This is a genomic window from Rhizobium tibeticum, assembly GCF_900110205.1.
GTDB classification, from domain to species: Bacteria; Pseudomonadota; Alphaproteobacteria; order Rhizobiales; family Rhizobiaceae; genus Rhizobium; species Rhizobium tibeticum.
Genome location: NZ_FOCV01000015.1, coordinates 51974 through 74092, shown reverse-complemented (window position 1 = coordinate 74092; position 22119 = coordinate 51974). Strand labels below are relative to the sequence as shown.

Below are 22119 nucleotides of genomic sequence, written 5' to 3'. Positions count from 1 at the left end.
TATATGCGCGGCGGAGGCAAGTCTGAATTGCGGCCGCCTTATTCGCCAGCACGCGCAACGCGACGACCAGCGCCTGGGGCAACCTTTTCGTTACTGCTAACACTGTCGCCAGGGACCGTTCGCTCACGCCGTTCGACGCGTATGACGTCGCCGGGCGATACAGGATCGTTGTCGCTGACAATAAGACTTTCCGCGCTGCCGTCGATGACGCGGTTGATCGTCGTTACAAAGCCATAACTTTCCTTGTCTTCCTCCAGAGCAGCTATTGCGGCAGGGGCTCGCACCTCCAGGTTTCTCAAAAGTTCGCGCTCGGTTGCGATTTTTTCGGCATTGGAAGCAAAACGGTCGCGCAATTGGGCGGCTTCAGTGAGGGCATCGATGCGATAGCGGTTGCGTACATCGCCGATATCCTGGTCGACCTTCGTCATGTCCTGCTGGGTCTTCAAAATGGCGAGCGAGACATCGAGGTCGCGGCTTTCGAGTTCGGCGAGGTTCTGACTGGCCCCCAGTTGGCGAGCCGATACGGTCAGCCCTTGCGATACGAGCTTGTTGACGGATCCAACATCCTTGTTGGCGAGCTCAATCTGCTTTGCGAGCGAGGCGGCCTTTGCTTTCAACGCATCGATCTGGTTGACCGCAAGCAATTTCGCCCGATTGAGCGCATCGATCTCGGTGTCCATCGAACGGGCGCGCATCTCGAAGAGTGCCTGCTCGTCTTTCATCATCCTGTCAATTCGCGGCTGCCCCTGCTGAGATGTCAGTTCCAATGGAAAGGTGACGTCTGCGGCATTCGCGAGAATTGCGTCGATGCGCGCCTGGCGCGCAACGAGTTCAAAACGCTCCGCCTCCAGCGCCCGCAAGTCGCCGCGTCCATTCAAGGCATCGCGTTGTAATCCAATCAAGTTCGCATCGACCGGTCCGATGCCGCCGGCCATGCTCAGTGCCTGCACGACCGTCAATCCCGGGCTGAAATTGTATTTCCCGGGAGTGGCGACCATGCCTGTGACAAAAAACGGCCGATAAGACGCGATTTCCACTGCGGCGTTCGGACGCTTCTGTAGCCCAACTTGGTTTTGGAGCCTCTCGCCAATCGTCGCAGAAACCTGTTCGAGCGTCTTGCCCGCTGCCGGAATGGTGCCAATGATCGGAAGCGACAGATTTCCGGCCGCTGAGATAGAAAAATCGCCCGTGAGCGGTACCCATTCGAACGCTGTTCCAGTGGTTGGCCGCCATTCGAAAACGCGTATCTTCAATATGTCCTGAGGGCCGAGGATGTAATCGTCAGCCATTGCCGCGCTCGTGCAAAAGATCAGGCATGCCGCTGCCACGCAACGAATAAATGGTCTGAGCAGCCTCAGAATTTCGTCGAACGATCTCGGGCATCGGTCTCGCATGCTTCTACTCCGTGACGCAGTCATCAAGATCCTCGTGCGTTTTGGCCGTTAGGCGCGAAGCGCAAACTCGGTGCCGGTGGCCCGCTCGACGAAGGCGCGGAAGCGGCCGACGAACACATCGCGGCGAAAATCTGCAGCGCGCGACACTGCGTCTGCGGGATTGAAATCCATTCGCTCGAGCCGCTCCACCGCATCAATCAGTTCTTCCACCGTCTGATTTGCGAAGAAGACCCCTGTCTTGTTGGCAACGACGGTTTCGGTCGCGCCTCCACGCCCAAATGCAATAACCGGTCGGCCGCTGGCCATCGCTTCGACCGGGACAATCCCGAAATCCTCCTCACCCGGAAACACCAGCGCTTTGCAGCGCGCATAGTGATGTTTGAGAACGTCGAACGGCTGCGAACCCAGAACCGTCACCGTTGGACCTGCGATCCGCCGAATCCGCTCGAGCATTTCGCCACCGCCGATGATGACGAGCTTGGCTTTCAGGCGGTTGAAGGCCTCCACTGTCAAATCCGGTCTCTTGTAGCTGACCAGTTCGCCGACCATCAGGTGATAGTCGCCGACCTCCAAGGGCGAAACGGGGGCGAAGGCAGCCGTATCGACCGGCGGATGGATGACCGAGGCGTCACGGCGATAATAGCGCCGGATACGCTGGGCAACAGTTGCCGAGTTCGCGACAAAGTCATCGACGCGATTGGCCGTTGCAACATCCCAGGTCCTCAGATAGTGCGCCAGAGGCGGCATCATCAGGCGCGTCATGAGGCCGGAACTGTCATAATATCTGTTGTACATGTTCCAGATGTAGCGCATCGGCGAATGGCAATAGCAGACGTGCAGGGCCGGGCAGGTCGGGATGATCCCTTTTGCCGGTCCCGATTCGCTGCTGATGACAAGGTCGTAGGCGCCAAGATCGATTTGCTCGAGTGCCATTGGCATCAGTGGCAAATATTTCTTGTACATTTTCCTGGCGTACGGCAGGGCGCCAATGAAGGTGGTCTGGATCTTGTGGCTCTTCAGCTTGTCCGAAATCGCCGCGAGATCACACACATGCGTATATATGTCAGCATTTGGGAAGATGTCACAAAGCGCTTCGAGAACCTTCTCGCCACCACGCATTCCGACGAGCCAGTAATGAATGATTGCAACTCTCACGCGATACTCCACGATTTGACACAACCGGTATTACTGCAGGGCGCAAAGGCGGAGGCAGTTCGTCTAAGTGTTTATATGGACACTTAAATAGGTCATTTTGTGGGATAAGACAGTATTTTTTGCCTGAAATGCTATCGTTTACGCCCCTCTCGCCGTTTTATAGTGCAATGCAATAAGACTATTGTCAATTCGTTTAATCCTTGTTAACTTCCTTGTGCATGCCAATTCGGCATTTCTGCATGTCCGAGACCTGTTCTTTACATGGGGAGTACGCAGATGCGGCAAATTGATCTCACTCGAAGTTTCGACAGGTTCGGCAAGACGCCCCAGCATCATCGCGGGACGGGCTCGCGCAAGAGCGATGCGGTGAGGAACGGGGCTTCCGCCGCATGCAAGTATGCGATCGATGCCAGCTTTGCCGCTATCGGATTGCTTGTGCTATCGCCAATGATCCTGATGGTCATCGCCATCTTGCTCGTGTTGCAGGGCCGGCCGATTTTCATCGCGCATCGGCGGATCGGCAAGAACGGTGTGATGTTTCCTTGCCTGAAGTTCCGGACCATGGTCAGAGATGCGGATGAAGTGCTCGCGCGCCATCTCGCGGCCAATCCGCATCTGGAGGACGAGTGGAACACCACTCGCAAGCTCAGGAACGATCCGCGCATCACGCCCTTTGGTGCCTTGCTACGCAAGAGTAGCATCGACGAAATACCCCAGCTGCTGAATGTCGTTCAGGGGCGAATGAGCCTCGTTGGTCCTCGCCCGATCGTGGCAAGCGAAGCTGAGCTCTATGGCGCCCACTTTGCCGACTACATGAGGGTTCGACCGGGTCTTACAGGGCTGTGGCAGGTCAGCGGCCGCAGCGACACCAGTTACCGTGAACGGGTGCAACTCGATGTCCGCTACGTCCGGGAAAAAACCATCGCGGGAGATCTGGCGATCATGATGAAGACGATCCCGGCAATTTTGCGCTCGCGCGGCAGTTACTGAGGCCTCAAGGCGCGGCTGCGGCCGCGCCCTTGTTTCTTTCAATTCCTTTCAACGTGCTTCGATTGCCCGAGCGCGATGGTGCGCTTTTTCCATGCATCCTTGGGCAGCGCTGTGCCCAGATGCAGGTTCAATGTTGGAGTAGCTGGTGCAATACCCTCATCAACGTCATCCATGGCCAGGCGTGTTGCGATGAGCGATGCCGCCACAGTCACCAACGGCCGTTTCCTCACACAGACAATGACCGGCGTGCAGCGCTACGCTCGCAACGTCCTTTATGCTCTCGACCAGTCTGCCGGATCCAGCGAAATGAGCGTTCTGGCGCCAAGGGCGGCAAAGGATCCGGAATTTTTGCGGTTGGCCGTTGTCAGGGCAGGCAGCGGGACCGGGCACGCGTGGGAGCAGTTTGAGCTGCCCTATTATGTCAGGGGCCGACGGCTGCTGAACCTCTGCAACACGGCCCCGGCCATCATACGCGACCAAATTGTCTGCATTCATGATGCTAACATTTTCGCAACGCCAGAAAGCTATAGCGCCACATTTCGGGCCGTTTATCATAATCTTCAACCGGTTCTGGCCCGCCGCTCAGCTCGCATCACAACAGTATCGCATGCGGCGGCCCGTCAGATCGCCCGCCATTTGCCGGTTGCCCTCAAAGACATTGCCGTCCTGCCCAACGGCCACGAGCATGCGCTGCGTTGGAACCCGGCTCTTTCCACTGCGGCACCGGCCCTGGTTGCCTCTCGCACCGACCAACGGCCATTCATCCTCGCTCTTGGATCCCGGGCCCGCCACAAAAATCTTGCCTTGCTGGTCAATGTCGCGCCGCGGCTGGATGAGCTCGGCATCGATATCATCATTGCCGGTGGTGGCGACGGCATCTTCGCGCCGGAAGCCCTGCAGGGTCGACCCAGTGTCTATTTTGCCGGCAGAGTATCGGACGACGATCTTGCGTTTTTCCTCGACAATGCCATGTGTCTGGCGTTTCCCTCACTAACGGAGGGGTTTGGCCTTCCGATCGTCGAGGCGATGGCACGAGGATGTCCCGTCGTATCATCCAATTGCGCGAGCATGCCGGAGGTCTGCGGTGATGCCGCGCTCCTTACAACGCCGTTTGAGCCCGACGAGTGGGTCCGTCAGATTGGTTCGATTGCACAATCGAAGGACCTTCGCGACGATCTTGTGGGCCGCGGCTTTGAGCAGGTTAAAGGATTTTCCTGGAGGCAAACCGCAAGCGGATATCTCGACCTTTTGAAATCGCCCGGCGCAGATCTGGCAACTTACGCGCCGGCGCGGCCACCGGCGCCTGAGGTCGCCGTCATATTTGCCACGCGCGGCCGACCTGACATCGTCACGGCCACGGTCCGTCATTTCGTGGCGACCCAAAGCCTGAAACCCGCGGCTGTCATTGTGTCATGCGTTGAGCTCGCTGACGCCGGGGATCTTGGCTCGCTTTGCGGTGTCACGGTGGTTACCGGTCCGCCCGGACTTGCAGCCCAGCGCAATACCGGCCTGGCGAGCCTTCAGCCGGGGATTGAGATCGTGGCGTTCTTTGACGACGATTTCGTCGCCGACGCCAACTGGTTGGCTTCGGCTGCACGGGTTTTCCGCGACGAGAGCCAGGTGGTCGGGTTCACGGGCCACGTCGTTGCCGATGGCATCAAAGGACCAGGGATCGGTTTTGATGAGGCGGTCCGTCTCGTCGCGGCGGCCGGAAGGCAGACACCTCGATGGATAGAGCCTTACAGCCCCTACGGCTGCAATATGGCATTTCGTGTTTCGGCCATCAGACAGATACGGTTCGATGAGCGGCTCGTTCTCTACGGCTGGCTTGAAGATCGCGATTTCGCGGCGACTGTCGCAAAGGACGGCGGCCGTCTCGTCAAGTGGTCGCTTGCATACGGTGCGCACATGGGCGCCAAGAATGGCAGGGTCAGTGGCGAGCGGCTTGGTTACTCGCAGGTTGTCAATCCACTCTACATGATGCGCAAGGGCACGATGACCCTTGTCAATGTCGCCGACCACATTTTGCGCAACACAGCAAGCAACTTCAGCCGCGCCGTCTGGCCGGAGCCCTTCATCGACAGGAAGGGACGCGTAAGGGGCAATCTTCTGGCGATCGCAGACATATTGCGGGGGCGACTGGAACCGGAACGGGCGGCAGCTATCTTACCAAGAAAATCAATCAGACTGCGCGCACGGAGGCATTAGGCCCAATGATGTTCAACAACCCGCGGCCCCTGGATCCTGCAGCTCGGCTCTGGCGGCTTAACGAGGTTCAACCCGAGCGTACCGAAGATGGCCCAATCGCCCTGCTTCGATATCTGATTGTTCTTGGCTATCGCTACAAGATAGCCCTCCTGGCCTGTACGCTTGCCGGCTTGTTGTTGGCCGGTCTTTATGCGCGCTCGCTGCCGCCGACATACAATGCCGTGGCAACCCTTCTGCTTGAGCCGAGGCAATCGGCAGCTTCGGGCCAGGAATGGGGCCCGCAGCAGAGCTTGGATACCTCTCGTGCAGACAGTGAGTTGCAGACCATCAAATCGGAGCGGCTGCTTTCAGCGGTATTCGAAAGCCTCAATTTGAGGGACACGCCGGAACTTGGCCCGCGCCAGCCCGGCTTATTCGACCCGATATTGTCGTTTGTTCGGACGTTGTTTCGCCCCACCGATCGACTGGAGAATGGCAAGGTTCCGCGAGCGTCGGCCGCAGTCACAGATCTTGCAAACGATGCCGAACGCGCCGCGTTCTCGAATTTCGCGCAACGCCTCGATGTGCGCCGCGTCGGCCAATCCTTCGTCATTGAAATTGAATACTCTGCCTCGGACCCGGCTCTGCCGGCGCGTGTCGCCAATGGAGTCGTGTCAGGCTACTTGTTTCAGGCCGTCTCCTTCAAGGAGCAAACGGAGCGGGCGGGGACGGACGCGCTGCAGGGGCGTCTGGATGCCCTTGCCTTGCAGGTCGACGCAGCTCGCGAGGGAATGCAAGCAGGAGCCCTGCCAGCGATCCCCACGCCAGACGCGGGCGCCCGGGTCATTGGTGCAGCCCTTCCACCGTTAAGCCCTTCAGGTCCGCGCAGATCCCTGATTGTCGCGCTTGGCGGCGTACTGGGACTGCTTGGCGGCCTGGGTCTCATAGCGGTCAATCTCGCGCTTGACCGGAAGGTGCGAAATGCCAATGATCTCTCGCGTGATGCCGGTATACCTTGCCTCGGTTCGGTTCCCGATGTTCCAGGCGCTAATGCGATACCATGGCGCATCGACACCCCGCGTCAACAACGCTTTGTTGCTGCGATCCACGACCTTCGCACCTCGATCGAGATTGCCTGTACAAGTCTTCGCAACGATCGAAGCATTGCGGTCGCGGTTGTGTCTTGGTCCCCGGGAACCGGTGTAACCACACTTTCCTCAGCTCTTGCCCAGTTGATGAGCCGGAGTGGCCGGGGCGTAACGCTCTTCCAGGCTGCAACGCGCGACGTTCCAGCAGCGCTGGACGGGTCGGTCCCGCCAACGACATCGTTGGCCGGTGCGGTATTCGCCAATCTCTTGTTCAGTCAGCTTTCCTTCGATCACGTCGGTGGGGTTTCGGTCTTGCCGATCCACTCGAAGGACACCAACGCAAACCTTTTTGCCGATTTCCGTGATGCCAGAGTTCAGCAAATCATCGATGCCGCGCGGCAAAAGGGCGACGTCGTCCTCGACCTACCACCCATTGAAGGTTCAATGGATGCTCTGGCGTTGGCAAGCTTTGCTGACGCCGTGATCGTCTTGGCGTTGGCCGGCGAGACGACGATCGAGGAAGTAGGGGACTGCATTCGCCAACTGCGCCGGGCAGGCGCCAATGTGGTGGGAACCGTCGTTAATAAGGCGCATTCATGACTGGGCCCGACATGGCGGACGTGGCCGGGGCGGTGCCGCGGCTTGCCGTCATAATCACCTGCTGGAACTACGCAGAATACGTATCGCTGGCAATCAGGAGCGTCCTTGATCAGCGGTGTAACGACTGTGAATTGATTGTTGTCGACGACGGATCGACCGACGCTTCCTGGAGTGTGATTCAAGAACACGGTATCCGCGCATACAGGATCAAAAACGGTGGTCAACGGGCGGCCTGTCTTTATGGGCTGGGTAAGACGCGGGCACCGTTTGTCCTGTTTCTTGATGCCGACGACGAACTGCAGCCGGGTTCCCTCGCAATCATTCTTGAAAAACTCGACGATAGGGTCGCAAAGCTGCAATTTCCTCTGGTGCGCATCGATCGCGACGGTGCGGTCATTGGACACCCGGTTCCGAAACTGACCGCTTTTCGCGACCGTCGCGCACTCGCTTCACGCGTTTTGAGAACGGGCACCTACACTACTCCGCCAACATCGGGAAATGTCTTTCGCCGCGACGCCTGTCGCTTCCTTGAGGAGGCCGATTATGAGAACGCCGTTGATGGCGTCATTCTCTTTGCCGTGCCTTTCCTTGGCGACGTTGTCAGCCTGTCAGAACCACTCGGCCGTTACAGGGTCCACGACCGAAACGATTCCGGCCTCGGCCGCCCCCTTGACGCTAAACTGCTGCGACGCGAGCTGACCCGGTTTATGGCGCGAATGGATCACCTGCGGCGAATTCTGGAGCCCATGGCAAAGGCGAAGAATCTGGCCCGGGCCGAAGATACGCATTTTTATCTAGAGCGATCATTTTACCTGGCTGTCGCAGAGGGCCGGCGAGTTCCGATCGCAAACCTGGCTCGCCTCCTCCAACGCGTCTGGGAAAACGACGGATCCATCAAAATGAGGGCCGCGCTTGTAGGCTTTTTGATTCTGACGGCGATGCTGCCGGTTCGACGCGCCCAACAGGGGCTAACGTACCGGCTGAATACCAACCAGCGTTCGATGGCCGGTCTGCTACGATCGCTGCTTTAAGGTCCGATTGCTGCGGGGATTTCACCGCCTGTCGACGAGTTCAAGTTGCCCGCGTCCGGCAATCAACCTGATGCCGAGAAGGAGCAATGTCGCGGTGTAGGCTGCTGCGCCCATCGTCCCCACGCATGCGAGTTCCACGAGGGGATGTAACTGCTGTGCGGCCAGACCCTCGCGAAGAAACAGGACCGAAATCGCCATCACGGCTGACGCAAATGCGACTTTCCAAAGATTGCGCAACTGTTCCGCGATGCCAAGCGCAAGAAGGCTTCGGGTTTCGCCCAGATAGAAGGCGAACATCAAAGACGATAGTACAATCCTGGCAACGCTCACGCCCATTATCGAGCCGAGGTAAAATCCGAGCGGAAGCAGCACCAGCCTGATGCCAAGGTCGACGGCGTTGATGCGGAAGATGATGTTTGGCCGGTCGAGCGCGAGACTTACGGAATAGAGCGTCTGGAAATAGGGTATCGGCGCTACCGAAAGGGCAAGCAGGCTCAGGATAGGAGCCGCCTCGCTCCATTTTTGTCCAAGCAGCAGGACGGTCGCGAGATCGGCAGTCAACGACATGCCGATGCAGACTGGTACAGAGATCAGCATGGCAAACCGCGCAGCCTTGAGAAAGGCGAACTTGGTTCGGACGCGGTCATGACTGATCTGCGAAAATGCTGCCATCACTGGCTGCAAGGCGGGGCCTATGATGCTTTGCGTCGGTATAACCGATATATCGCTGGCAACGGCGTATCGTCCGAGCGTCGACCGGTCGGCCAGCGATCCAATCAGAAACCGATCAAATTGCCAGTTGAGCGCCGAGAGCAACTGCGCCGAACTGAACCAGCCGATGAAGCCGGCAAAGTCCGTCAACCGGGACAGAGACAGGGCGGGTCGATAGGGGGCGAGCACGAAGGAGACGATGCTGGACGCGGCCGAAGCGATCACGAAGTTGGCAACGATAGCCCAATAAGCACCGCCCGAAAGAACAATGAGCGTGGCGATGATGCTCGCGATGAGCTTGCCGGAAAACTCCAGGATGAACGTCTGCCGGAAGCCGAGTTCGCGCGCGAATTTAACCATGGCAGGGCTTGCAAACCCTCTGGAGATTGGACCAAGCCCGAGAACCGCAACGAGTGGCATGAGCATTGGCTCGTGATTAAAGAATGCAAACGGCCAGGCGGCTGCGAGAACGATGACCGCCATGAGACCGCTTCTGATAAGTCCGACCGTGAACGCAGTATCCAGATGGCTCTTGTCGATAGCTGGCAGGCGTAGAAGCGCCTGGGTTACTGGAATTTCCAAAACCGTATTGATGATCACGACGAGAGAGGTTGCAAGGGCCGCCAGGCCGAAATCCGCCGGAGAAAGTATTCTCGCAAGCACGAGCAGCGTGAAGAAGTCGATGATACGGCCAACGAAGCGCGAGAAGACAAGCCACCCGGCTCCTTGCATGGCCTTAAATGCCAGCATTACACACTCCAACACCTCGGCTATGACGCGGCGAGCAGGCAGCTGCGCGTTAAAGCCCGACCAACCTCCCTAATGACGTCTATCTTGCCTTGAAACCGGCGTTCGATGACCTAGAACCGCTCCTCAACGGTCATCATCGATAAAGACGTGCCGACACTCCTCGTACGATATGCGCCAGTTCGAGTGCAGAAAGCAGCGCGGACTTCATGTGAGGAAAATCGCGCGCAATTGCGCCTTCTCGCCACAGCTGCGACTTCGTCGATTTCAGCCGCTTCGCAAGGCCTGTCCGATCCGTGTGCGCCAACACGTGAATGCTTTCGCCTCGGCCGAAATCGATCGAGCGCGGTCCAACTCCGAGAGCCACCATGTCAAAGGCACTGGGATTGGTGATTGCTCGCTTCAGTCGTATCCACGCGACGTCGGCTTGCCGCATCACCTGCGCGCCGCTTTCGACATGGTCGATATAATCCAGGACACCTTTAAGCAGCGGGTTGCCTGCCGTGGCATCGATGACATCGTGAGCGATCGCACCGGCATTGCCAGACACTGTGCCATCTTCGCGCTCCGTCAGGTGGCGCACCGAAGCAATCGCGGGCTCGAAGAGGCTCTCTACGATGTGCCAGTAGCGCAGGACAACCGTCTCGATCCTGAGGGGATTGTAGAGTTTCGCCTCAACCATCAGTCCGGTCACATCAGGAAAATGGTCCTCGCTTAACCCCTTGTAGTTGCAGCGGGCAAACTGAATGGTCTCGAAATGCCGTTCTGGGAGCCCCGCAGCCAACAGGCGCTGTGTGCTTCCATAGAGTCCGGTGTCGCAAAGAATAATACGCCTCGCGGGGCCGCAGACCATATCGAGGTGGCGTTTGAACAGGTGGTTTTGTCGAACAACGTCCTCAAGCACTGGCTGGCCGGACGGACTACTCAACATGTCGAAGAAGCGCGCCGGTGCAAACGTGGCATCCCAGCTGGGCGGCAATTCGTATGTGGCCCCGCCCAATGCATGCGCTACCTGCGCAAAGCTGCTTTTTGCAAATTCCCGCCCAAGCTCGTCGAGAACAGCGCCGTGGCGCCTCTCCAGTGCAGTGCGTGCCGCAATCAGTCTCGAAACGAGGATGTTTTCGCGCCGGATGTCGAGAGGCAGCTGCAATCTTGCAACGAGTGCTTCAAATGCTTGTCGAATGCCAATGCCCCCTCGGGCGCAGAAGGCCAGCGCGCAGTCCCCCTGCGCCTGAGCCTGGGTTGCGTAGAGCCAAATATAGAGGCAAAACTGCGCCACGATTGGTCCGAAAACCTCACGACCGAATGAATTCCTGTCGCTTATGGCACAAGATGCGGGACCGGAAGGCGCAAGCCGACGACGCAAGCCTCTGAGTGCCTCGCGACGCGCACCATCGGCGCGCGCGGCATATCGCCGGATAGGGCTCTTGGGTATATGAACGGTATGGATACCCATGCTGCGCGGCACCGCGTGATCGGCAATATAGTCATCCCCGATGTGCAGCATGCCCGAGGGGAACATGTTTTCGGCGGCAAGGACGGCAGAAAACAGTCGTCCGGAGCGCTTGCTTGCGCCAACGTCAGCGCTCGAATAGATTTTATCGATAAGACCGGGACCATGAAAGTACGCGATTAATTCTGAGAGCTGGTCGGTGGCAAGGCCGGTGTCAGAGACGGCAATTACCCGGACGCCGGCCTGGCGCTGTTGCCGCAACGCCATCGCCAGCCGGCCGTTGGCCGAGAGTGACGTCTTCTCGACCTCTAGCTCAAGGCCGATGCGTCGGTGCAATAGCTCTGGCGGCAGACCGAGCATTGCCAGCTGCCGCGAGATAATGTCCGTCAAGCGAACTTCTCCCGCACTGCCTCCGACGTTCAACGCTCGATATGCAAACTTCTCGGCGAGCAACCTCACGCGATAAAGTTCCTCGGCGCTGGCGTGGAATCCTCGTTGCTTCAACAGGCGTGCGAAGCGTTGCTCTCCCTCCATAACACGCGAACGCTGTGATTTCGGATGACGCAGCAGCAACGTGTCGAACACGTCGGTGGAAATCAGGCCAATCCCGTTCAACGGATTGCAAAGAAGATCGAGGTTTTGCCGTAACACTGCATACCCTTTGCCATCGATCAATCTGGTGCCGTCTTCAAGAGCAGGCGCATACAGCGTGACACTCGGGAAGACAAAATGCTGCACCTGCGAGCCGGACCTAAAGATATGTAACAACATCGTTTGATTTATAGCAAGGAGAAAAGATAATTATTCTTCCCAGGTAAGTCTATGATGCTGAAAGTATTGAAAATTTGGAATAATTTACAGATTTGTTGCTTTGCATCATCGACTCGCAGGAAAATAGATAATAATATCGCATTGCAGCAAAGAGGGCATATGGAGCGAAATCGATGGATGACGCGAGCCGTCAGGCGATGCAGGTATCCGGAGTCCAGCATTTCGATGTGATCGTTCTCGGCGCGGGGATCTCGGGGCTCGTTGCAGCTTCCATTCTTGCAAACGGGGGCGAGCGGGTGGTCGTCGTCGACGACTATGGCCATACCGGCGGCAACCACATGGATTGGACATCCCCAGAGGGATATACTTTCGACGTTGGAAGCCTCATTTTCCAAGACGACTCGCCATTGATTCGACATTTCCCCGAACTCCTTCCGTATTACGTGCCGATTGATCCGAGCTGGGGGCGTCTCAATCCCCAGGGCAGGATAACCACCTATCCTATCTCCATCCGTGACGACATTCTTGCAGCCGGTCCGATAGGGCTGGTGCGGATCTTTGCGTCGGTGCTCTTTGCCCGGGTATTCGAACGACGCATGGGTAATGCGCGAGATTTTGCGCGTTACTGGATCGGCAGCTACCTGCTTCACCGATCGGGCCTGGAGACCTATATGAAGCGCTTTTATGGCCTTGCCGCCGAAGACATCGATCTCGATCTGGCCAGGAAACGGATGCTATGGATAAGCGAATACGCATCGGTCATCAATTTGACGAGGCGAGCCTTCAAGAGGAGGCGCGTGGCAGGGGCGAAAAATCGGCAGATGGCCCGGCCAAAAGAAGGGTTTGCCACGCTTTACGAGCCAGCTGCCCGTCGTCTCGAGCGTGACGGCGTTGTCTTCCAGCTGTCGGCGGGAATGCGCGCCGTCGAAAAGACGCCGAACGGTTTTGAGCTCTCGTTGGGGCACGGCGTCGTGTCCGCTCAGCGCATTATCTCTACCGTGCCGATTGCCATTGCCGAAAAGCTTTGCGGGATGGTGTCGCAGCCAGTGCTCAAGACCATCACCCTTATTGCGCTCTACTTTAGCTTCTCGGGCGAGCGCGGTTTCACCCAGTCCATCATCTACAACTTTTCGCACTCCGGGGCATGGAAGCGACTGACCGTCTATTCGGATTTCTACGGCCGCGTGAACGGGCGGGAGTATTTTGCAGTCGAGGTGATTGCCGGTCACGTCGGGGATGTTGACGAGGCCGAGGGCGATTTTCGGGAACACGCATGTAGCAACGGGATGTTTGCCGGAGACCTTAAGCTCGAGGGTAGTCAAGTCCTCGACAATGCCTATCCGATCTACAGCAAAGGGGCCGCCGAGAACGCCGCGAACGCGATTGCCAAGCTGCGCATGTTCGGGATCGAGTCCATCGGGCGCCAAGGTGGGTTCAACTACCAGCCGACGGCGAGGGTATCGACGATTGATGTCGAGGCAGCAATCGGGGCGAGTGGTGGCCACCTCGGCAATCGGTAAGGACTGTCGACACCCGAAATGCAAAAAGGCTAGCCCGGCTTGCCATAGCGCGAAGGAAGTGACGAAAGGTCAACAATGCGGATCCTGCACATCCTCAACCATACCCAGCGTCAGAACGGGCATGTTCATGCCGCGGTGGATCTCGCCTGCGCTCAGGCCGCGCTCGGCCATGATGTTTGTATCGCAAGCGGAGGAGGGGACTTTGACGAGCTCTTGCACAGCAAGGGCGTTTTGACCGTGCGCGTCGATCATAAGCGAAGCATCCCGAGCCTGGCCAAGGCGGTGTTTTGCCTGCGCGGTCACGTTCGCGAATTTAAGGCCGATATTGTCCATGCGCATATGATGACCAGCGCTGTTCTGGCTTTCCCGATCTGCAAGATCGCGGGGATACCTCTGATCACAACCGTTCATAACGAATTCGAGAAGAGCGCGACGTTAATGGGACTAGGATCACGTGTGATTGCTGTGAGCGACGCTGTGGGGTCCGCAATGCAAAGGAGAGGCGTTTCCGCTTCGAAGGTGCACGTTGTCCTTAATGGTACAATCGGTTCGTGCCGGCTGGAAGCGCGAATGGAGGAGCCGGCGGCGCTGCGGTCGCCAAGCATTCTTTTTGTCGGCGGGCTCCACCCTCGCAAGGGCCTGCCGGACTTGTTTCATGCCTTCGATATTGTCCACGAGAGCTTTCCTGCCGCGCATCTCTATGTCGTCGGCGACGGTCCGTTTCGAGCATCCTACGAGGAGATGGTTTCGTCTCTCGCCTGCGCACCTTCAGTCACCTTTGTCGGGTCTGCGAGGGACCCCTATCCGTATATGCTGGCGGCCGACATTTTCGTCCTGCCCTCCCATGCCGACCCCGGACCGCTCGTACTGTCGGAGGCACGCGAGGCAGGTTGCGCGATAATAGGCACTGAAGTGGATGGCATACCGCAACTGCTGGAGCAGGGAAAAGCGGGAATTCTTGTCCCGCCGCGCGACCCGTCATCGCTTGCAAATGCGATCTTGGACCTGTTGCGGATGCCTGAACGGATCGCAACATGGAAGGTCAAGAGCCAATTGCGCATCGAGAACCTGACCATCGACCGTGTAGCCCGCGAGACATTGCAAGTATACTTGGCGGCAGCGGTCCCACGGCGGGTGAAGATGGCGCATGCCGAGGAAAGATAGATTTCATTTGCCGCCGGCATGGCGTGCAGTGCGATTATATCAGTAAGGTTAACCTGTTGGTATGCTGCACCGAGCTCGTGTGGTCGGTCCAAAATTAGGAATGAATTCCTTCCGTTGGTTGCCATTGGGGCGAAATCGCAGGGAGTGGCCAACATGGATATGGCAATCAGGAGCACTGCCATGCCTCGTGTCAGCCAAATGAAACTGGCATGCGAAATAAGATACGCCCCTCATACAGAGTGGTTCGGCGCTGCGTTGCGCTCCTGAACGAACTTACAGCACCCTTCGGGTCGACTTCGCTTTCTGTCTGAAACACCGATTTTATCTCGCTCGGGAAGGAATCCACATGCTGGAGAAACCATCTGACCCAAGGGCCTTCGGAACGTTCTGGTACGGCGGGCGCCTCGATGCGCTTGAGCAGGCGTGCGCTCATTCATTTATCAAGCATGGCTACCGCCTTATACTCTTTTCATATCAACCGATCGAAAATGCGCCGGATGGAGTGGAGTTGCGCAACGCCGCTGACGTTCTTCCAGAGGAATTGACGAAAAGCTTTCTGTTGGACGGCAAACCGCATCTGGCGCCATTTTCCGATCTCTTTCGCTACAAGATGATTAGGGACTGCGATCTGGTCTGGACCGACCTCGACGTCCTTATGATCAAAAGGCTTCCGGACGAACTGCCCGGTGACATCGTCGTGCGAGAAGAGCAAGGCGGCCTGAACAACGCCGTCCTTCACATCAGATCAAAGCAGACCTTGGACAGGCTCATTGAACAAGCCATGGCTGTTGCTGGTAGGAACCTGGTTTGGGGCCAGACCGGGCCGATTTTGCTGACGCAGGTTGTAAACGAACTTCGCGAGAAAATTGAGACAACGAGCCATTCGGTCTTCTATCCGATCGAACACTATGACCTGTTCAAGATCCTCCTCAAGGGGTCTGCTGACGAATGCAGGGAAAAGTGCCGCGGGGCCGCTACGATCCATCTGTTCAACAACATCCTTTCGAAGATGGGATACTGGAAGGATATCGCGCCGCCAGCCGGCAGTTTCTTCCACGAGAAGCTCGAAGAGACTGGAGGTCTTTCATTCTTTCGAGATGTCTACCCGGAGAATGTAATGATTCACATGACCGAAAACTACCGTATGCGGTTGTCCGGACAAGCTCTCGGCATCAAAGCGGTCATGAGGCAGTTGATACCCAGCATCGGCAGGACTTGGCATCACTATCATCCTGCGCAGAACAGTTGATGGCGACGGTACGCCGTCGTCTCGTCCCTGGCGTCGGGTCGCGGACGGCCGTCGGGTTTTTGCGAGCGTCTTCGCGCTTGGGCGAAGAGGGAACGCGATTGAACATCAGCCAGGCATGACCATGGATTGAGACGGTGGGCGTACAGCAAGCATTTTTAACTCGGCGATGGCGACATCCGTGGAGCTTTCAAGCACGAGAAGCGTTCTAATCGAGATAAGGCGGGTGTCGTACGGATGCAACGGAAGCTGACGTTCGCGCTCACTTCGACGGCTCGCTCGGACCTGTTGGCGCCAGGACTTGGTGCGCAAGGGGCTGACGGGCCGGCAATATGCTTCCTGCTCCAACGCAGCTGGAGGAAAAACCGGGACGGAAACGGTAACCCATAAGGGTTGCTTTAGTGGCTGACAACAGATGCCTTTCTGTCCCTGCGGCCACCCGACGCATCATTGATGTAAAAAAACCATGCGACGACAATGTCGCTCAACGCTTCATACGGATAGGCGATATGCTGGACGCAAGAAAGTTTGTATTTTCGGGTATGGCGATGATCTTCAATAGGTTGCACCAGAACAAGAATTTGCAGAAAGCAGTATTCAATGCAATTCGCCTCAACAGGCCAGAGGTCGCCGACGCCATATTGGATGATGACCTCAAGTTTATCGGCTATTGCCTATCACGGCGTGATTGGTCGAGAGCACAGATTTTACAGGACCTGTGGGTTTGCTACGAATCATACGAAAACCGAGATGGCTTCTTCGTTGAGTTCGGCTCGACGAACGGTCTGAAAAATAGCAATACCTGGTTGCTTGAGAAGCAATTTGGCTGGTCCGGTATCCTCGCTGAACCCAACCCGATTTGGCATCCGGAATTGGCCGCAAACCGAAATGCCTCTATCGACCATCGGTGCGTCTCATCTCAATCCCATAATACGGTCAACTTTATAGCGACCGACGACGTCGACCCGGAGCTGAGTTCAATTGCCGATTTCTCTCAAGGGGATCATTTCTCCGAGGTGCGCCAGAAGGGAAGGCAAATACAGGTAGAGACAATTTCGCTGGACGATTTGCTGGAAACTTACCATGCGCCACCTGTGGTGGATTATCTGTCGATCGATACGGAAGGCAGTGAACTCGATATTTTGTCCGCCTTCAGCTTTGACCGCAAGTTCGACCTGATATCGGTAGAGAACAATCCCAAGACCGAAGCCGCGATACAGAAATTGTTGGAGAACAAGGGTTATCGCCGCGTCTTCGAACAATTCTCGCAGTGGGATGGCTGGTACGCATCTGCCAGGCTGCGCGATGGCCGGAAAAGGGAAGTCGTCGCCCCGGCGTCGTGACGGCGTTTTGGTCTGAGTAAGCGGGTGATTAGGACCGGTTATCTTGCACGAGTGGCGGGCTGTTGGCATTGGCTGCAAGATGTTCAGTACACCGCCGGGCAGGGCGAGCGTCTCCGGCTCTCGTTCGGCGTGAGATATCGCCGGCGGTAGAAGATCCCGCCGCGCGCCTGCGAAAACCTTTTGGCCCCGCGCTGCACAACCGACGTCGTCGATGCGGGGTCCTCTATCACGGTTCGGAGGGGCGCCGAGCAATTTCGACAGGCGTCTTCATGATGATCTCGCGGTGCGGGAAGGGAACCGAAACTCCCGCTTGCTTGAAGGCGTCCCACAAAGCCATGAGGACCTCGCCGCGAATATTGGTCAGCCCGTTGCTTGGATCAGAAATCCAGAACCTCAGCTTGAAATCGAGCGAAGAGGATCCGAAGGCCGTCATCCAGCACACCGGCGCAGAATAGGTATTTGCGATGCGAGGAATGCTCTTTGCCGTTTCTATTGCGATGCGCACGACATCATGCGGGTCGCTGTCGTAGGACGTTCCAAAATCGACTTCGATACGGACGTAGTCGCTGGAGAACGACCAGTTGACCACTTGCTGCGAGATGAAATCCTCATTCGGGATAAGATATTCTTTGCCGTCTCTGGTAATCACCGACACGAAACGGGAGCGCAGATCCCTGATCGAGCCGAACGTTTCGCCGAGTGAGATCGTGTCGCCTGGCTTGATGGACTTGTCGAGCAGGATGATGACGCCGGAGATGAAATTCGACACGACCTTTTGTAGACCGAAACCGACACCGACGCCCACCGCACCCGAAAACACCGTCAGAGCGGTAAGGTCGATTCCCGTGGTCGACAGCGTGATCGTCCCTGCCAGAATGATCAAGCCGATCTTGATCAGCTTGCTGATGAGGACCTTGAACGAGGGGGAAAGGTCCGTGGACCGCTGAACCCAATGAGAAGAAACGTTTCCAATCAGTACGGCAAGCCAAACCAGGGCAACCGCCAGAACGATGGCTTCTATGATCAAGAGCAGTGAAAGTCTTGCCGTGCCGATATTCACCGCAGCGCTGTCGAGACCAGCAAGGACCGGGCCATCGAGTCCTACCGTGTAAAGGGCGATGTAGCACCAGCTTCCAATCGCAACGACGCGTGCGAGGCTCTGATTGCGGATAATCCTCGTCAGCACCGCTACGACGAACCAGGCAGCCGTGAGTGCTAGCGCCGTTGTAATGAGCCATCGATGCGAGGGCCACGCATAGCGCGATAGCACACCTTCCACCAGCCACAACCATACGATCAGGAAAAGCCAACGCAAGCGTCTGAGAAAGGCGACAATAACGCGTAGCAGGTCCGGGTTTCCCCTGATCTTGCGGGCTCGCGCTTCGAAAAGGGGCTCGACGCGTTTTGCAGCGAATGTCGAAAATAGGAACCCCAGGACAATCAACCCGCACTGGTAGAGTGTCCATGCATTTAGAAGAACCGTGCGGACCCAAACCTCAGCTTCTCTGAAGATTTCTTCGAAACCCACCATTACTCCCCTTATATCCAGTGCTTGCTCTCAGATTCCGGGGTATCGCTGATTTTCCGATCTGAATCGTAGCATCTGCGTCGCCGCTGCTCTAGCAGGCATTGTTGAGCAATCACTAACGCCTTCGGATGCCAGCGGATTCGGTGGCGTGTTGCCCGCCGTCGAAAAATCCCCCGCTTCAATTGAGGTGGTAAGGCGATGACGTAAGCAGATCTTGCCTCATGCCGTCAGTGGTTCGTCATATCTCATCATCCGGCCGGCGTTGGCGAGCACCAGCAAGGTGCTGAAATTGTGCAGGATCGCTGCGACGACGGCTCCCGCCGTTCCAAGAAAGCCAAATCCCGCCAATGCGACGATCGCCACGGTCCAGCCAAGGCCGACGATAACGTTCGTTTTCAATGTCTGGCGGCATAGTCTGCTGAGGCGGATGCAAGTGCCGAGCCGTCGCAAATCGCTGCCGATCAGGATGATGTCCGAAGAGGCCAGCGCGATGTCCGCACCGCCGGCGCCCATCGCGATCCCGACGGCACCCGCCTTGAGGGCGAGCGAATCGTTGATCCCGTCGCCGACGACAAGAGGTTTGAAGCCGCTTTTCGTCTCGCTCAACACACGTTTTAGCTTGTCGGCAGGCAGGGCCTCAGCCATAACGTCACTAATGCCAATCTCGCGCGCCAACGCCTGCGCGACCGAATGACGGTCGCCGGTCAGCAGAAGCTGACGGTTGAGCCCGAGCGCCCGCAATTCCGTCATCGCGTCCGCGGCTTCCGGCTTGATGGTGTCCGACAGGAGGAACCAGGCAACAAAGGCTCCGTCGATGGATATCCCGGCGAGCGGACCGTCGTGTAGAGGAACGGAGGGAGCGCTGACGGACATGCGCTCGAACAGTTCGGGGCGTCCAAGAGCGACTTCGCCTGCGCTTCCGACGGCGACCACACCCAGACCTTGGATCTCCCTGACATCCGTCAACGGATAATATGCGTCATGGCTGATGAGCGAAGCCATGGCTCGGCTAACCGGATGGCTGCTGGCAGCGCCCAAAGATGCGGCCAAAGCCAGAACGGCGTCCCGATCCACATTCCCGGTCAGTCGGACCTCTTGCAGCCGAAGCCGGCCGAAGGTGAGGGTACCGGTCTTGTCGATGACCAACGACGTCAGATCGGCCAGTTCCTCCAGGAATGCCGAGCTGCGGATGAGGATGCCGTGCCGGGCCGCGACCGCAATGCCGGCAATCGCCGTCGCCGGCGCGGACAGGACGAGCGCGCACGGGCAGGCCGCCACCAGGATCGCCAGCATGATCTGGTCGTTGTAGGTGAGGAACCAGGCGATCGCCGCAACCGTCAAGACGAAACCCAGATATTGCTGCGCGTAACGCTCCAGCAGCCGGGTGATCGGTGGCTTTGAGTGTTCCGCGCGCTGCATCAATGCGATGACCTTGCCAAGCGTGGAATGCTCGCCCGTTCGAGTCACCTCGATCTCCAGGCGGCCGTCCAGATTGATCGCACCGCCGAAGACCTCCATACCGGTAGAGACCTCGAGAGGTACGGATTCGCCGGTGATCGGTGCCGTGTCAAGGCTTGCCTGTCCTTTCTGGACACGACCGTCGGCAGGAATGCGGTCTCCCGCTCTGACCTCCACCAGATCGCCCGGCTTCAGGACGATGTTATCGACCTCTCGCATCCCACCATCCGATGTGATCAATCGCGCATGGCTGCGGGTCAGGCGAGCAAGCGCCTCCATCGCCTCTTTTGATCCGATGACGCTGCGCTCCTCCAGCACATGTCCGAAAATCATGATGATCGGGAGAAGGGCGGCGGTCAAAAGGTCGCCTGTCGCCCAGGCGGCCAGCATCGCCAAAGCGATCAACTGATCGGTGATGCCATGAAGGCTCGGGTGGCGCAGGCTGTGCCAACCGGACCGGATGACTGGAACCGCGACGATGAGCGAGGCGGCCGCGAGCAGAAGCTGACTGACGCCCTCTTCATCAGGTGCAAACCAGCGCCATGTGATCCCGAGAGCGAGCAGGCTCAAAGCGATCATGGCCAGGGTAAGTTGCACGGCCGCTGCCTGCTTTTCATTGGCCGTCAGCAGGCCGGTGCTGAGCACATGGCCATGATGGTGGTGCGAGTGGCCATGGGAGCCATGCGAATGATCCGTCGCGACACTCATTTGTCGGCTCCCTGCAGAATGAGGCGGGCGTCGTCCCTGGGATCGACCGTGACCACCGAGCCTGCCTGTGACAGGATCTGTGCAACGCGATCTCGATAGAGGCGCCAGAGAAGACCGGGATCGCTCTCCGATCCTCGTGCGCTTGCAAAGCCCGCGACGGTAGCCGTATCAGCGCGCGCCTTCGCCAGCCGTTCGCTGGATTTGGCCTCCGCCACCTGCACGATCCGGTCGGCGTTCTGATCGGCGCCCTGCCTGTCTTTCTCCGCATCGTTTTGTGCTGACGCAATCGCCTGCTCTGCCTGCTGGCTTGCGGTCAGTACCTGATCAAACGCGTTGACGGCGGTTGCTGGAAGTGCCGATTGCACGTCGGCTCGGTCGATCTCGATCCCGAGACCCATACCCTTCGATTTCAGAGCGCTTAGGCTGCTGTTGATGCTGTTTACCAGGTCGGCCCGCAAACGTTCGCGCCGCTCGGCGGCGCCGTTGTCGGAGGCGACCAACTCCGGGCGCGCGACTAGAATGCTGTCGAGGTCTCTTGAGGCGCAGATCACAACGGCACTGCGGGTGGCGAGGCGGTCCAACGCTGGAAGGACGTGGTCCTGCTGCAGGGCGTAGGCGAACGGGTCGGTCACCCTGTAGAAGACTCGGACGTCGAGCTGAACGACACTGGCGTCAGCCGTCAGCAGATATCCTGACCCCGCCAGGGCGTCGCTCTGCGTCGAGACATCAGCATCGCCGATCCGAGCCGCGGGTGAGCGCAGCAATCCATTGATCGGGTGTTCCAAAACCGTGGCGGACGCCGGAAGAAGAAAAACCTTTTCGAAAGGCGCGGGCAGGGCCCACAACAGGCCGGATTCCTGCACTCGGTTCAAAGCGCCGAGGCGCAGGACCACAGCTCGATTTTCTGGCGCGATCTCCCCGATATTGGATGTTGCCCAGCAGACGGCCGCGAGAACCATGATTGCGGATAGCAGCACAGATACCAAATGAACAGCTTGGTATTGCGCCATCGAATTCCTATCCTT

General features: G+C 57.9%; 16 protein-coding genes. 8 read left to right on the top strand and 8 right to left on the bottom strand.

What is annotated here, in order from left to right; translation table 11 throughout:
• Positions 1–38 precede the first annotated feature (38 nt).
• Together BSG20_RS17685 and BSG20_RS17680 are read right to left on the bottom strand one after the other, a co-directional pair.
• On the bottom strand, positions 39–1289 hold the full coding sequence (locus BSG20_RS17685; RefSeq protein ID WP_244541357.1) for a polysaccharide biosynthesis/export family protein: 1251 nt from the start codon (positions 1287–1289) through the stop codon (positions 39–41).
• A 153-nt stretch (positions 1290–1442) separates the two neighbouring features.
• Positions 1443–2513, bottom strand: a complete 1071-nt coding sequence (locus BSG20_RS17680; RefSeq protein WP_072377425.1) for a glycosyltransferase — start codon at positions 2511–2513, stop codon at positions 1443–1445.
• A 312-nt stretch (positions 2514–2825) separates the two neighbouring features.
• On the opposite strand from BSG20_RS17680, the gene BSG20_RS17675 reads away from it, so the two are divergent.
• Positions 2826–3539 (top strand): sugar transferase, encoded by a 714-nt coding sequence (locus BSG20_RS17675; protein WP_072377427.1) that lies wholly within the window; start codon positions 2826–2828, stop codon positions 3537–3539.
• Between the two features lie 38 nt (positions 3540–3577).
• On the opposite strand, the gene BSG20_RS36505 is transcribed toward BSG20_RS17675, so the two are convergent.
• Positions 3578–3754, bottom strand: coding sequence for a hypothetical protein (locus BSG20_RS36505; RefSeq protein ID WP_167371577.1), 177 nt, complete (start codon positions 3752–3754; stop codon positions 3578–3580).
• On the opposite strand from BSG20_RS36505, the gene BSG20_RS17670 reads away from it, so the two are divergent.
• Genes BSG20_RS17670 through BSG20_RS17660 form a run of 3 tightly spaced genes read left to right on the top strand, consistent with a single transcriptional unit; the run spans position 3729 to position 8445 of the window.
• Positions 3729–5747 carry a glycosyltransferase gene (locus BSG20_RS17670; protein ID WP_072377541.1) on the top strand — a complete coding sequence of 673 codons (2019 nt, stop codon included), beginning with the start codon at positions 3729–3731 and terminating at the stop codon, positions 5745–5747. The genes BSG20_RS36505 and BSG20_RS17670 overlap by 26 nt on opposite strands.
• 5 nt (positions 5748–5752) lie before the next feature.
• On the top strand, positions 5753–7414 hold the full coding sequence (locus BSG20_RS17665; RefSeq protein ID WP_072377429.1) for a Wzz/FepE/Etk N-terminal domain-containing protein: 1662 nt from the start codon (positions 5753–5755) through the stop codon (positions 7412–7414).
• On the top strand, positions 7411–8445 hold the full coding sequence (locus BSG20_RS17660) for a glycosyltransferase family 2 protein (protein WP_072377431.1): 1035 nt from the start codon (positions 7411–7413) through the stop codon (positions 8443–8445). The genes BSG20_RS17665 and BSG20_RS17660 overlap by 4 nt, the downstream gene beginning before the upstream one ends.
• Before the next feature lie 21 nt (positions 8446–8466).
• Here BSG20_RS17660 and BSG20_RS17655 read toward each other — a convergent pair whose 3' ends face one another.
• Together BSG20_RS17655 and BSG20_RS17650 are read right to left on the bottom strand one after the other, a co-directional pair.
• Positions 8467–9906, bottom strand: a complete 1440-nt coding sequence (locus BSG20_RS17655; protein WP_072377433.1) for a lipopolysaccharide biosynthesis protein — start codon at positions 9904–9906, stop codon at positions 8467–8469.
• Between the two features lie 133 nt (positions 9907–10039).
• The gene (locus BSG20_RS17650) at positions 10040–12007 is read right to left on the bottom strand and encodes a hydrolase (RefSeq protein ID WP_072377543.1); all 1968 of its coding nucleotides are present in this window, start codon (positions 12005–12007) and stop codon (positions 10040–10042) included.
• A 293-nt stretch (positions 12008–12300) separates the two neighbouring features.
• Between BSG20_RS17650 and BSG20_RS17645 the strand changes: the two genes are divergently transcribed.
• The 4 genes from BSG20_RS17645 to BSG20_RS17630 all read left to right on the top strand — a co-directional run bounded on the left by BSG20_RS17645 (position 12301) and on the right by BSG20_RS17630 (position 17400).
• On the top strand, positions 12301–13647 hold the full coding sequence (locus BSG20_RS17645; protein WP_072377435.1) for an NAD(P)-binding protein: 1347 nt from the start codon (positions 12301–12303) through the stop codon (positions 13645–13647).
• A gap of 75 nt (positions 13648–13722) precedes the next feature.
• On the top strand, positions 13723–14811 hold the full coding sequence (locus tag BSG20_RS17640) for a glycosyltransferase family 4 protein (RefSeq protein ID WP_072377437.1): 1089 nt from the start codon (positions 13723–13725) through the stop codon (positions 14809–14811).
• Positions 14812–15157: 346 nt separating this feature from the next.
• The gene (locus BSG20_RS17635) at positions 15158–16060 is read left to right on the top strand and encodes a hypothetical protein (RefSeq protein ID WP_093041240.1); all 903 of its coding nucleotides are present in this window, start codon (positions 15158–15160) and stop codon (positions 16058–16060) included.
• A 506-nt stretch (positions 16061–16566) separates the two neighbouring features.
• A complete protein-coding gene (locus tag BSG20_RS17630; RefSeq protein ID WP_072377439.1) occupies positions 16567–17400 on the top strand; it encodes an FkbM family methyltransferase in 834 nt (277 codons plus the stop codon).
• 226 nt (positions 17401–17626) lie between these two features.
• Here the strand turns inward: BSG20_RS17630 and BSG20_RS17625 are convergent, their stop codons facing one another.
• The 3 genes from BSG20_RS17625 to hflK all read right to left on the bottom strand — a co-directional run bounded on the left by BSG20_RS17625 (position 17627) and on the right by hflK (position 22104).
• Positions 17627–18931, bottom strand: a complete 1305-nt coding sequence (locus tag BSG20_RS17625) for a mechanosensitive ion channel family protein (protein ID WP_072377441.1) — start codon at positions 18929–18931, stop codon at positions 17627–17629.
• Between the two features lie 216 nt (positions 18932–19147).
• Entirely contained in the window at positions 19148–21094 is a 1947-nt protein-coding gene (locus BSG20_RS17620) for a heavy metal translocating P-type ATPase (RefSeq protein ID WP_093041237.1), read from the bottom strand.
• Positions 21091–22104, bottom strand: a complete 1014-nt coding sequence (hflK, locus tag BSG20_RS17615) for a protease modulator HflK (RefSeq protein ID WP_244541358.1) — start codon at positions 22102–22104, stop codon at positions 21091–21093. The genes BSG20_RS17620 and hflK overlap by 4 nt, the downstream gene beginning before the upstream one ends.
• Between the last annotated feature and the right edge of the window lie 15 nt (positions 22105–22119).

Excerpts from the sequence above, each read along its gene's own strand:
- BSG20_RS17645 (WP_072377435.1), top strand. The coding sequence starts at position 12,301 with ATGGATGACGCGAGCCGTCAGGCGATGCAGGTATCCGGAGTCCAGCAT.
- BSG20_RS17630 (WP_072377439.1), top strand. The coding sequence starts at position 16,567 with ATGCTGGACGCAAGAAAGTTTGTATTTTCGGGTATGGCGATGATCTTC.
- BSG20_RS17655 (WP_072377433.1), bottom strand. The coding sequence starts at position 9,906 with ATGCTGGCATTTAAGGCCATGCAAGGAGCCGGGTGGCTTGTCTTCTCG.
- BSG20_RS17660 (WP_072377431.1), top strand. The coding sequence starts at position 7,411 with ATGACTGGGCCCGACATGGCGGACGTGGCCGGGGCGGTGCCGCGGCTT.
- BSG20_RS17635 (WP_093041240.1), top strand. The coding sequence starts at position 15,158 with ATGCTGGAGAAACCATCTGACCCAAGGGCCTTCGGAACGTTCTGGTAC.
- BSG20_RS17620 (WP_093041237.1), bottom strand. The coding sequence starts at position 21,094 with ATGAGTGTCGCGACGGATCATTCGCATGGCTCCCATGGCCACTCGCAC.
- BSG20_RS17670 (WP_072377541.1), top strand. The coding sequence starts at position 3,729 with ATGAGCGATGCCGCCACAGTCACCAACGGCCGTTTCCTCACACAGACA.
- BSG20_RS17665 (WP_072377429.1), top strand. The coding sequence starts at position 5,753 with ATGATGTTCAACAACCCGCGGCCCCTGGATCCTGCAGCTCGGCTCTGG.
- BSG20_RS17625 (WP_072377441.1), bottom strand. The coding sequence starts at position 18,931 with ATGGTGGGTTTCGAAGAAATCTTCAGAGAAGCTGAGGTTTGGGTCCGC.
- BSG20_RS17675 (WP_072377427.1), top strand. The coding sequence starts at position 2,826 with ATGCGGCAAATTGATCTCACTCGAAGTTTCGACAGGTTCGGCAAGACG.
- BSG20_RS17640 (WP_072377437.1), top strand. The coding sequence starts at position 13,723 with ATGCGGATCCTGCACATCCTCAACCATACCCAGCGTCAGAACGGGCAT.
- BSG20_RS17680 (WP_072377425.1), bottom strand. The coding sequence starts at position 2,513 with ATGCGTGGTGGCGAGAAGGTTCTCGAAGCGCTTTGTGACATCTTCCCA.
- BSG20_RS17685 (WP_244541357.1), bottom strand. The coding sequence starts at position 1,289 with ATGGCTGACGATTACATCCTCGGCCCTCAGGACATATTGAAGATACGC.
- hflK (WP_244541358.1), bottom strand. The coding sequence starts at position 22,104 with ATGGCGCAATACCAAGCTGTTCATTTGGTATCTGTGCTGCTATCCGCA.